General features: G+C 34.8%; 6 protein-coding genes. All 6 read left to right on the top strand.

What is annotated here, in order from left to right:
- The first annotated feature begins 15 nt into the window (after nucleotides 1–15).
- The 6 genes from U6A24_RS17195 to U6A24_RS17220 are packed head-to-tail and all read left to right on the top strand — an operon-like array spanning nucleotide 16 to nucleotide 13,297.
- Nucleotides 16–1,116 (top strand): S41 family peptidase, encoded by a 1,101-nt coding sequence (locus U6A24_RS17195; protein ID WP_324181237.1) that lies wholly within the window; start codon nucleotides 16–18, stop codon nucleotides 1,114–1,116.
- 12 nt (nucleotides 1,117–1,128) lie between these two features.
- Nucleotides 1,129–3,549, top strand: coding sequence for an ABC transporter permease (locus tag U6A24_RS17200; protein ID WP_324181238.1), 2,421 nt, complete (start codon nucleotides 1,129–1,131; stop codon nucleotides 3,547–3,549).
- Nucleotides 3,550–3,604: 55 nt separating this feature from the next.
- Entirely contained in the window at nucleotides 3,605–5,971 is a 2,367-nt protein-coding gene (locus U6A24_RS17205) for an ABC transporter permease (RefSeq protein ID WP_324181239.1), read from the top strand.
- A gap of 28 nt (nucleotides 5,972–5,999) precedes the next feature.
- Nucleotides 6,000–8,423 carry an ABC transporter permease gene (locus U6A24_RS17210; protein ID WP_324181240.1) on the top strand — a complete coding sequence of 808 codons (2,424 nt, stop codon included), beginning with the start codon at nucleotides 6,000–6,002 and terminating at the stop codon, nucleotides 8,421–8,423.
- Nucleotides 8,424–8,458: 35 nt separating this feature from the next.
- Complete coding sequence (locus tag U6A24_RS17215; protein WP_324181241.1) at nucleotides 8,459–10,873, top strand: ABC transporter permease; 2,415 nt, start codon at nucleotides 8,459–8,461, stop codon at nucleotides 10,871–10,873.
- 18 nt (nucleotides 10,874–10,891) lie between these two features.
- A complete protein-coding gene (locus tag U6A24_RS17220) occupies nucleotides 10,892–13,297 on the top strand; it encodes an ABC transporter permease (protein WP_324181242.1) in 2,406 nt (801 codons plus the stop codon).
- The last annotated feature ends 6 nt before the right edge of the window (nucleotides 13,298–13,303 follow it).

The raw sequence follows: 13,303 nt of genomic DNA on the forward strand, positions 1-13,303 counted from the left end.
TCAAAGAAAATAAACATGAAATCATTAAAATTTAAAAATACACTCTTTTTGTTGCTCACCTTGTTGGTTGTTCATAGTTCTATTGCCCAAAGTAAAATTGATGAACCTATAAAGAATTTTGAAAAGCTTTGGTCAGAATTTAATGATAGGTATGCCAATTTTGAGCTCAAAAAAGTGAATTGGAATCAAGTCTATAAAAAATACCGCTCCTTGATTAATGAAAAAACAACCAACGATTCACTTTTTGAAGTATGTAGTCTAATGATCAATGAGCTTAAAGACGATCATGTAAATCTTATCGAATACAAAAAAGGAAAAATCGTAAAGCTTAATGAGAATGCCACCCCGACCAGGATGCTCGAAAAATTTCCGAAGTCAAAGAAAAAATCTCCAAACATTACTGATCTTATAAAAGTTACAGATTTGACATTACAGGAGCAGGGATTTTCAGAATTTACAAAGGAAAAAAAGATTATTAAATATTCTACATCAGATCAATATGGTTATATCGATATACGATCAATGCAGGGCATAGGCAAAGGGAAATTGAAAAGTATCCTAAATGACGCCATAAAAGCTTTCGAAAATAAAAAAGGAGTCATTGTTGATGTGCGATTTAATGGAGGAGGAGATGATAAGTTTTCATATGAAATAGCAGGAAGATTTACTAACCAGACTATTGTTGGACATCGAAAAAAAACCAGAAAGAAAGGAACTGAAGACTTTACTCCCCTAAAAACCTGGTATCTAAAACCAACAGGGGATAAGCAGTTTCTAAAGCCAGTCGTTTTAGTTACTAGTGATTATTCTGCCAGTGCCACCGATGTATTTGCATTGGTGATGAAAGAACTTCCTAATGTAACCATTGTAGGAGATTATACCCGAGGTATTTTTTCAGATATGGATGATTTTAAACTACCCAATGGTTGGTGGGCGACTTTATCGCATCAACAATATTTTTCTGCAGACATGATAAATTATGAAGGAAAAGGAGTCGAACCTCATGTTGAAGTATTAAACCCAGCTACCGATATCGATAACAAATCAGATTCTGTAATGATCAAGGCGCTTGAGGTACTTCAAGAAAAAACAATTTCATCAGTTAAAAAACCGTAAATCAAAGCATCCATGTATACGCTGTATATTAAAATAGCATTTAGATATCTTTTGAAAAATAAACTGTATTCGTTTATTAATATTATTGGATTGGCCATTGGGGTTGCATCTTTTATCTTAATCATGGCTTATGTCAATTATGAACGAAGCTATGATAAGTTTGAAGGGTCAGAAGATGTATACAGAGTGTACATGGATGCTTTGGTAGGGGAAACTTTTGAAGAGTCAGATGCGCAAACTTCAAATTATATAGGGCCCACGTTAAAACAGGAATTTCCCGAGGTTTTAGAGCACGTTAGAATATATCGTTTAGAAAAGGTTACGTTTAAATATGATGAAAGAATAATTGAAGAGATTAATGGCTCTTTAGCCGATGAAACGTATCTAGACATTTTTAAGTATCCAATTTTAGAAGGCGATAGAAAAAATGTACTTACAGAACCAAATTCTATTGTCCTTACCGAATCTTTTGCAAAAAAAGTATTTGGCAATCAAAACCCAATGAGAAAAACACTATCTGGGTTTTATAATGGTGAAGAAGTGGTGTTAACAGTTACAGGGTTATTAAAAGATATTCCTGAAAATACTCACATGAAAACAAATTTTCTGATTTCTTTTAAGACCTATGGAAATTGGTTCGGTTCAGAAGAACGAACCAAATTAAATTGGACGCATTGTAATTTTTACACTTACCTAAAGATTGATCACAATGCAAACAGAACACTTCTAAAAGACAAAATAGCGGCCAGTGATTTTGAAGACGATAAAGAAGAACGATATAATATAGAACCTTTAGAAGGGATTCATCTATATTCTGATAAACCCTATGAAGCCGAAGTTAATGGAAGCGTGACACGCATTAGGTTTTTAACAGCCATAGCCTTTATAATTTTAATTCTATCATGGCTTAATTATATCAATCTTTCTACCACAAAGTCTTTAGAAAGAGCCAAAGAAATTGGAGTTAGAAAAGTGGCAGGAGCACAAAAAAAACAAGTCATTCTTCAATCTCTAATAGAATCGGTAGTTTTAAATGTGATGGCTATTGTACTGGCTATAGGTATTGCTGCTCTTTTGTTTCCAATTTATAATTCCTTTACAGGAAAAGAGCTCTACTTCAATGAAAAGAGCATAATGAATTTCTTACCCGTTTTAGGAGTAATTCTAGTAGGTATGATATTGGCAGGACTATATCCCGCCATTTTGCTAAGCAGTTATACGCCCACAAAAGCATTAAAAGGTAAGGTGCGTGCCTCTGCACAAGGGTTGAATATTCGAAAAAGCCTGATCATTTTGCAGTTTCTGGCAACAATTGTGCTACTAATAGGAACCATGGTGGTAACAAAACAAATTGATTTTATAAAAGAACAACCCATAGGGGCACAAGTTGATCAAGTTGTTTCTTTTCACGGTGAATTTTTGAACAAAGTATCAGATTCTTTGCGTAAGAATAGATATATAACACTAGAAAAAGAACTTAAAAAATTACCTTTTGTACGAAACATTGCTAAAAGCCAGACCTATCCTGGTGATAGTTATGATAACTTATCATCGTTTACAGGATTGAAATACCCCAATGGAGTAGAAGATTCAAGGAAAACATTTTACAATTATTGGGTAGATAAAAATTATCTCGACGTATTAGATATTAAACTTCTTGCCGGGTCAAATTTTGTTGGAGAACCGAGTAGAGAAAATAATACGATTCTTATCAATGAAGCCTGTATGCGGGAAATTGAAATTTTTAATCCACAGGAGGCTATAAATAAAAGCATGCACTTTTTTGGTCAAGATTGGGTCATTTCTGGGGTGATAGAAAATTACCACCATTTTGGACTCAAAAAAGGAGTTGTACCAATGATTATCTTGCATGGTAACAGTAGTAGCAACTTGCTAGTAAAACTTGATAAAACTGTGGCATCTGGTGGTGGGTACAGTAGGGCAATTTCTGAGATACAAGAAAAGTGGTCTCAAATACAACCACAACGTACTTTTGATTACACATTTCTTGATAAAAAGTTTCAAGCTCAATATGATGAGGATACAAAATTCAATGATGCGTTTACGATATTCACAATTCTCGCCATCTTTATTGCAGCATTAGGATTGTTTGGACTCACTTCGTATACCTGTATACAACGTAAAAAAGAAATCGGAATTAGGAAGGTAAACGGTGCCTCGGTTTTTAAGATACTGAAGTTGCTTAACATTGACTTTATCAAATGGGTAGGTATTGCTTTTATCATTGCAGTTCCTGTGGCATGGTACATCATGAATTTATGGTTAGAAAATTTTGCGGTAAAAACAACCATGAGCTGGTGGATATTTGTGTTGGCAGGACTTACAGCTCTTGGGGTTACACTGTTAACCGTAAGTTGGCAAAGTTATATGGCAGCCAATGGTAATCCTGTAGATGCCCTTAGGGATGAGTAAATGCTTTTCAAAGTTGAGAAAGTAAAGATAGTTGGATCATATAAAAAAGACAATTATGTTAAAGCACAATTTTTTAATTTTTCTGAGAAATATCAAAAAGAACAGAAACACTTTTTTGATCAATAGTATTGGATTAGGGATTGGGATTGCCTCTTTTTTAGCGCTTGCGCTTTATGTATACAACGATCTTACGTACAATCAATTTCATGAAAATTATTCTAATATTTACCGAGTTCGCGAGGGTGAGAGTGTACAAACCAAAGGGCTATTATTGCCTAAAATGCTGGAAGAAATACCAGAGATTGAAAATGGAACTAGAATTTTTGATTGGGAGGGTGCAAGATTAAAGTATCAAAATATCGCTTTTTATGAAAATATAAATTATGTAGATACTGACTTCTTTACCATCTTTTCTTTTCCTTTTATCGAAGGGTCAAATAATAATGCTATTCAAAATAAATATGATGTAGTAATAAGCACTCAATTTGCCGAAAAATACTTTGGAAATGAAACTGCTTTTGGTAAAAAGCTTCAAGTTAATTTTGGAGATATTTTTCTCACCGTAAAGGGAGTAGTAGATATTCCCTCAAACTCATCTATAAAATTTAATATTGTGGCTTCATACAAAACTGGAGAAGAAATTCTACCCATGATGAAAGAAGTTCATGATTGGTACAACACTTTTTCAACAACCTATATACAATTAGCAGATGGTGTAAAACCCAATGAAATTCAAAGTAAACTTCAAAATATCGTAAGGGAAAATTTTCTTCCAGTAGGAGAGAATACGACAAATCTAAATCTACAGAGTTTTAAAGAGTATCATGTTACCCAGGAATCCAATCCAAAGTTAATTACTATCTTGAGTATTATAGCCTTGGGCATTTTGGGTATTGCTATTGTTAATTTTGTAAACCTTACTATTACCAATTCTTTATCTAGAATTAGAGAAATAGGTATTAAAAAGGTTCATGGAGCAAGCCCACGCGATTTGTTTATACAGATTAGTACAGAGTCTTTCATTGTAGGTCTTGCCGCCATTGTTTTTGGTAGTACCCTTGTTTTCCTTTTTCTTCCAAATTTTAATGAGCTGTTTAATACAAAATTGCATTTTAATCCACTGCAAAGTAAGTTTTTGATTTTTGTTTTAATGTTTATTTGGGTTGTTATTGGCTCTTTGGCCGGGTTGATTCCTTTTTTGTTTTGGGTACGAGTAAAACTGGTTAATAGTCTTCATGGCAATTTATTTTCTATCAATAAGAATTCTTTTTCCCGATATTCTTTGATCGTATTACAATTTGTTATTGCCATTGTTCTTATCTCGGGCACTTTTTTGATTCGTAAGCAAATAGATTTCATGATGAACAAGGATCCTAAATTTGATAACGAAAATGTAATTGTAATACAAACAGATAACTGGCAATTTGAAAATTTAAAATCTGCGTCTCAAAAGTTGAAGCTAATTTCTGAAGAATTAAAATCTAGTGCACAGGTAGAATCGGTTAGTTTTTCACAAAGCATTCCAGGTACATACCATGAAAATTACAATACATTTTTCCCACAGACAAAAGCCCAAGTGGATAGACTAGGCTTAAGAAAAGCATACGTTGGACGTAATTATTTTAAAACTTTTGGTATTCAAATGTTAAGTGGATCGGGGTTTGATTCAAATACGAAAACTTTACAAGAAAGCTTGATACTAAATAAAACTGCTATGAATGAATTGGGCTTTAAAGTGGCCAATGGACAGTTAATCAATGAGAGTAGTGCAACAGGACAAGCATATCGACTAATTGGCGCAGTAGAGGATTTTAGTTATCAGGGTTTACAAAGAGAAATACAACCTTTGGCTCATATTTTCGTAGAAAGAGAAAATGTAGCCGATTGGAACTATCTATCAATAAAGACTAAACCAGGATCAAGCTTGCAAGTAATAGATTTTCTAGAAGAAAAGTGGAAAACAAACATGAAAGAATCATCCTTAACATACTTCTTTGCAGATGAAAAGTTAAATGAACATTATAACGAATATGTAAAGATTAACACTATGATAGGTTGGTTTTCTATTGTAGCTATTTTGCTTTCATCCATGGGCCTCTTTGCAATATCATCGTATACAATGGTCAGAAGAACCAAGGAAATTGGAATTCGTAAGGTTAATGGAGCAGGAATCTTGCAGATTATGTCAATGCTTAATAAAGATTTTTTGAGATGGGTGATTATCGCATTCCTTATCGCTTGTCCTATTGCCTATTACGGATTGGACAAGTGGTTACAGAGTTTTGCTTATAAAACTACACTGAGTTGGTGGATTTTTGCTTTGGCAGGCTTTATGTCTATTACCATAGCTTTCATCACGGTAAGTTGGCAAAGTCTAAAAGCCGCCAGGGTAAACCCCGCATTAGTAATGAGAGACGAATAATTAAAAATCAATCAAAAAACATCACATCATGTTTAATAATCATATAAAAATTGCCTGGCGAACCTTGTTGAAGCACAAAGGGTTATTTGCAATCAATATCCTTGGTTTGTCTATCGGTATTGCGGCAGCTTTAATCATATTTCTTTTTGTTTCTGATGAATTAAGTTATGATCGTTTTCATGAAAAATCAGATCAAATCGTGCGCGTCGTGCTCAAGGGTAAGATGAATGGAGAATTGATTAAAGAAGCGGTTACTCCTGGACCAGTGGCACAAACACTTCAGGAAGAGTTCCCCGAAGTACTTCAGGCAACACGTCTTAAGTCTCAAGGAACACCGCAAATAACCTATAAAAATCAAACTTTTCGAGATAATAAATTTGCATATGTAGACCCCAACTTTTTTGAAGTATTTACAGTTCCGTTCATCAAAGGTGATTCAAAAACGGCATTAAAAGAACCTAATACGATTATCATTACTCAGGAGCTAGCTACAAAATACTTCGGGCGAGAAGATCCCATAGGAAAAATTCTTGATTTCAAAGAATGGAAACAACAATTTAAGGTTACAGGAGTGATGCAAAAATTACCAAGTAATTCTCATTTTCATTTTGATGTATTAGGATCTATGAATGGGTTTGCTCACGCCAAAGAAACGAGATGGATAGAATCTGGATATCACAGTTATTTGCTTCTTGATAAGCGAGGTGGCTTTAAAGAGACCGAAAGTAAGCTACCAGGGATCGTAAAGAAATATATGGGTCCTCAAATAAAAAAATCGATGGGAATGACTTTTGAAGAGTTTAGTAAGAACAATGAAATAGGACTATTTCTTCAACCATTGACCGATATTCATCTGCGTTCAGATTTTGCCGATGTTTCCAATCTCGAACCCGGAGGTGATGTGAAAACGATATATATATTTGGTGCTATAGCCATATTTATTTTACTAATTGCTTGTATTAATTTTATGAATCTTTCTACGGCTGCGGCTTCCAAAAGAGCCAAAGAAGTAGGAGTTAAAAAAGTATTAGGTTCTTCAAAAAAAGGGTTGATTAAACAGTTTTTGGCAGAATCATTCATTGCAACCTTAATTGCAATGGCTATTGCGATAATTACCGTTATTATTGCGTTGCCATTATTCAATACACTATCGGGTAAGACTTTAGATATATCCTACATACTTAATCCTAGAATTCTATTTTGTTTTGGTTTAACGGGTTTGTTTATAAGCCTTTTGGCGGGTAGTTATCCAGCATTTTTCTTGTCTTCATTTAGACCCATTACTGCACTCAAAAGTAAGTTTGTTAATACAGGAAAAACTAAAGGTTTGCGCAGTGGATTAGTGGTGTTTCAATTCGTTTTGTCTGTGGCACTCATTATTGCAACGCTTGTCGTAGATCAACAAATGGCATACATACAAAATAAAGATATAGGTTATCAAAAGGATCAGATGCTAGTGTTACGAGACTCATGGATGCTGGGTACCAATGAAGAGGCTTTTAAAGAACAGCTAAGTAAAGATCCAAGAGTTTCAAATGTAACCATGTCTGGTCATATTCCTGCGGGACCTTCGTATACGCACATGACTAGTATCTATCCAGGTCAGAATTCTGAAGCCATTAGAAGAAGTATTGTTTATAACATAGATGAACAATACATTCCTACAATGGGAATGAAACTTGTAGCGGGTAGAAATTTTTCCAAAGATTTCGGATCAGAATCCAATACCATGATTATTAATGAAACGTCGGCAAAAATTATGGGGTTTGGCAATGATGCTGTGGGGAAAACTGTGACCATGGCCATAAACAATGAAGGAGGCATACGAGTATATACGGTAATTGGGGTGGTTCAAGATTTTCACTTTACTTCATTGCATGAACCTATTGATCAACTTATTATGCTGAATGATAAAAGTTCGGGTCTTATTGTTCGAGCAAAAACGGCCGATATGGCAGGGTTGATTGCAAGTGCCAAAAGTCTATGGAATGGCTTTAACTCCGGAGAACCTTTTAGCTATGGGTTGCTAGATGAACTGTATAACCAAACCTATATCAAAGAACAAAAAATGGGTACAATCCTTAGGATATTTGCTTTGCTCACCATTTTTGTGGCGTGTCTTGGTTTATTTGGGCTTATAACCTTTACGGCCGAGCAAAGATTTAAAGAAATTGGGATCAGAAAAGTATTAGGTTCGAGTATTCCTCAAATTGTAGCCATGCTTTCAGCAGATTTCTTAAAACTGGTTGTTATTTCATTCCTTATTGCATTTCCGCTTGGCTTTTATTTTATGAATACCTGGTTACAGGATTTTGCCTATCGCATACAAATAGAGTGGTGGATATTTGCTTTGTCTGGAGTAATTACATTGTTGATTGCCTTTACAACTATTGGATGGAAAAGCTTTAAGGCAGCATCGATGAATCCTGTAAATAGCTTACGGGCCGAGTAAAATATCAATTTTACAACATCAAAAAACGAAAAGTTATGTTTAAAAATTATATCAAAATCGCCTGGAGAAACTTACTTAAGAATAAGCTTTTTTCCATGATTAACATTTTCGGATTATCGATAGGGCTGGCGACCTGTTTATTGCTTACGCTATATATTATGGATGAAACCAGTTATGACGAACATCATACAGATTCCGATCGAATTTATCGTGTAGCTATGGAGGCCCTAGATGACCAAATTGCTACAGTTTCGGCACCAATGGCTGGAGGCTTGAAAAATGACTATCCAGAGATTGAAGAAGCAGCAAGAATGTTGAAGTTTCCAAACGTAGACAAGTTTTTATTGAAGGATAAAAATAAAGACAAACAGCTTTATGTAGATCACGGATATTATGCAGATTCAACTTTTTTTAAGGTACTTACATATGATTTTGTTTATGGAAATCCAAAAACTGCTTTAAATCAGCCCAATAGTATTGTGATTTCTGAAGAAGTTTCCAAAAAGATGTTTGGCGACGTTAATCCAATAAATAAGGTGATTGGTATCGAAATGCCATATGCCAAAAATGAATATACGGTAAAAGGAGTTTTTAAAGATAAATATCGATCCCATATTAATGGTAAGATCTTTTTATCGATGAAAAACTCTGATATGGGGCAGTGGATCGATCAGCAAAAAAACTGGGCAACAAACAACCTTTTTTACACCTATATCAAACTCAAAAAAGGAAGTAGTGCAGCACAACTCGAAGCAAAATTCCCAGATTTTGTTCAGAAATATATAATGCCAGATATGACTACTCCGGGGATTACAAAAAGAATGTTTTTGCAACCACTGGCTAGTATTTATTTGACTTCAGATCTTCAATGGGAAGTAGCTACAAATGGAAGTATGACCTACATCTATATTTTTAGTGCTATTGCAGCATTTCTATTGTTAATTGCTTGTGTTAATTTCATGAACTTGTCAACAGCACGATCCGAAAAAAGAGCTAGAGAAGTAGGTATGCGAAAAGTGCTTGGTGCAAAACGAGAGGCTCTTATCTTTCAGTTTTTAGGAGAATCAATGGTATTGTGTATACTATCCCTGGGCATTGCTATTGCTGTGGTATTTCTTATGTTACCAACGTTTAATACACTTACGGGCAAAGAACTAGCGCTAGCGCAATATCCAAGTATCGTTTTTTGGATCCTAGGTTTCACCTTGTTAACAGGGTTGCTATCAGGATTGTACCCTGCATTTTACCTTTCTTCATTTGCGCCGATTACTACGCTAAAAGGAAAATTGGTCAATACATTTTCTGCCACAGCAATACGAAAAGGTTTGGTTGTTTTTCAGTTTACAGTTTCGGCTTCACTTATCCTGGTAGGTGGCGTGATTTGGCAACAGATGGAATTTTTACAAAACAAGGATTTGGGATTTAAGAAAGATCAACAACTTGTGATTCCGCTACGTAGCGAAGCTGCTGCAAATAGTTATGACACTTTTAAAACAGAATTGTTGAAACATCCTGATGTTGTTTCGGCTACTGCGGGAGATAGTTATCCCGGTTTCGAAATGTTGAGCGATAATTCTTTCTATGCCGAAGATAAGACTATGGAAGATCATGTTTGGACACATTATGCCCGATCACAAGATGGCTATGTAAAAACTTTAGGGTATACATTACTATACGGAAGAACTTTTTCAACAAATAAAGCCAAAGATTCAATAGGAATTATTCTTAATGAAATGGCCGTAAAAAACCTAGGGTACGAACCAGAAAATGCAATTGGACGTAAAATTTATTATGAATGGGATAAAGAAAAATTTCATTTAGAAATAATCGGAGTTATAAAAGATTTCAATTATAAAAGTCTTCATGAACCGATTACACCATTTGGGATAACTAGAATTACGTGGGGGCAGGCCAATTATTTTATAGCAACATTACGAGATGGCGCAGATTATCAAAGTGCTATTGCCAATATTAAAAGTACCTGGCAAAAGATAAACCCAGAAATCCCTTTCGAATACTCTTTTCTTGACCAGGACTTTGAGAAAAATTATTTAACAGAAAAACAAACATCAAAAGTAGTATTTAGCTTTATGTTTATTGCCATTTTTATCGCCTGTATAGGATTATTTGGCCTAGCATCTTTTACCACAGAACAACGAAAAAAAGAAGTAGGAATTCGTCGGGTATTAGGAGCATCAATTATGGGGATTACTTCGATGCACCTCAAAGATTTTTTAAAGCTTGTGCTTTTGGCAATGGCGATCGCGAGCCCATTGGCCTATTACCTTGGACACAAATGGCTCGAGAATTTTGCCTATAAAATTGAAATGAGCTGGTGGCTTTTTGCTTCAGCAACCGGGATTGCCCTTTTGATCGCATTTGCTACAGTTGGTTTTCAAGTGATCAAGGCCGCGATAGCTAATCCTGTTAATAGTTTACGTACAGAATAAATAAATCCTATAAAATTTATGAACACTTTGTATCTAAAAATAGCCTTGAGGAACCTAAAGAAAACCAAGTGGTATTCTATAATAAATATTGGTGGACTTGCTTTGGGAATGGCAGTTGTTATTATTATTGCTTTATGGATACTTGATGATGTTACTTTTAATAAATATCATAAAAACTACGATCGGATTGGGCAAATCTATCATAATAGCACGAATCCAGAAACAAATGAAATAGATACAGATCCCTCTGTACTATATACTTTTGGAAATGTTTTAAAAGAAAAATACCCTGATTATTTTAAACACGCTTTAAGAGCAGATTGGATTAAAGATCATACGATTTCTAATGGGGAAACAATTTCTACAAAAGCAGGAACATTTATAGAAAGTGGTGCGATAGAAATGTTCTCGTTAGACATGATAAAGGGGACGGATGCAAGTTTGGATCAATTGAATGCCGTTATTTTATCAGAATCGACGGCACTGGCTATTTTTAATGAAGAAAATCCAATAGGAAAAAGTATCAAGATCAATAATAAAATGGACGCCGTAGTACAAGGTGTTTTTAAAGACCTTCCCAGAAATACAAGATTTCGTAATGTACAATTTTTTGCCAACTGGAATTTGTTTGAAACAAACGATGACTTGTTCAAATGGGTAAAAGATGTATGGGACGGTTGGTATTTTAATATGTATGTTGAGCTAAAACCAGGAATTGATATTGATCTTGTAAACCAGGATTTACAAAAGTTTTATGTACAATATGGCCCCAAGGATCAAGTGGTAGGTTATAGAGAACGTAGCCTTTATCCATTTGTATATCCCATGAATAAATGGCACCTATATTCAGAATTTGAACAGGGCATACCCACAAAAGGACGTATTACTTTTGTTAAACTTTTTATTCTTATAGCAATATTTGTCTTACTACTTGCGTGCATTAACTTTATGAATCTTAGTACAGCTCGTTCTGATAAGAGAGCCAAAGAAGTTGGAGTAAGAAAAACTATGGGCTCCAGGAAGAGCCAACTTATTAATCTATTTTTGATCGACTCACTTGTAGTATCTTTTATAGCGCTCTTACTATCCTTATTACTGGTATTAATTTCATTACCATGGTTTAATGAACTTGCCAATAAAGAAATGAATATACCATGGGATAATATATTTTTCTGGGGTGCATTGTTCGTTTTTACAATAATTACGGGTCTACTGGCTGGAAGTTATCCGGCCTTCTATCTTTCTTCTTTTAGTCCGGTAAAAGTAATGAAGGGAACTTTTAAAGTGGGTAAAAGTGCAGAGACTCCAAGAAAAGCTTTAGTTATATTCCAATTCAGTATATCAATTATTCTTGCTATAGGCACTTTTATTGTATTTCAACAAATTCAATATACAAAAGATAGATCTACCGGGTACAATAAAGATAACCTAATATACTTGAGTATGAACAACCCAGATTATTCTGGGAAATACGACATACTTCGAGAGAAACTGAAAAGTACAGGAGTAGTTGAAGAAATGGCTCAATCTTTTTCTCCTCAGGTTGCCATATACAATAGAGGGGGAGGGTTTGACTGGCCGGGCAAAGATCCAGAAATGGAGGATGAATTTGGTCTTATGGCTATAACTCATGATTATGGAAGAACAGTGGGGTGGGAACTAATAAAAGGAAGAGATTTCTCTAGAGAGATGGTTACAGATTCGTCGGCTCTTATTGTTAATGAAGCAGCAGTAAAATACATGAACCTACAAGAACCCGTAGGAACTTATATAACTTATGGCAAAAGTGAACCTCTAAAAATCATTGCAGTGGCCAAAAATATGGTTATGGAATCTCCCTATAAACCCGTTAGCCCTGCTATATATTATATAAGTTATAGCAATGTCAACTTCATGCATATAAAGCTGAAAGCTAATGTTGAGGTAAATGAAGCTATTGAACAGATTAAATCTGTATTTACACACGTAGTCCCATCGGCAAATTTTGACTACCGTTTTGTAGATCAGGATTATGAATTCAAATTTAGATCAGAACAATATCTGGGAAATTTGGCAGGTGTTTTCACTCTATTGGCGATTTTAATTAGTTGCCTTGGTCTATTTGGCTTAGCCTCATTTGTTGTAGAAAGGCGTACCAAAGAAATAGGCGTGCGTAGAGTGCTAGGTGCATCTATTTATAACCTTTGGAAAATGTTATCGAGCTCTTTTATGGGATTGGCGTTGCTTTCCTGTTTGATAGCCATCCCCATTATCCATTATTTTATGGAACAATGGTTACAGAATTATAATTATAGAATGCAAATTTCATGGTGGATCTATGGTATCGCCATTTTTGGAGCATTAGTATTAACCTTATTAACTGTGAGTTTTCAAGTGATCAAGGCCACACTTATCAATCCGGTTAATAGTTTACGAACCGAATAAAACTAA

The organism is Aquimarina gracilis (assembly GCF_035285365.1).
GTDB classification, from domain to species: domain Bacteria; phylum Bacteroidota; class Bacteroidia; order Flavobacteriales; family Flavobacteriaceae; genus Aquimarina; species Aquimarina gracilis.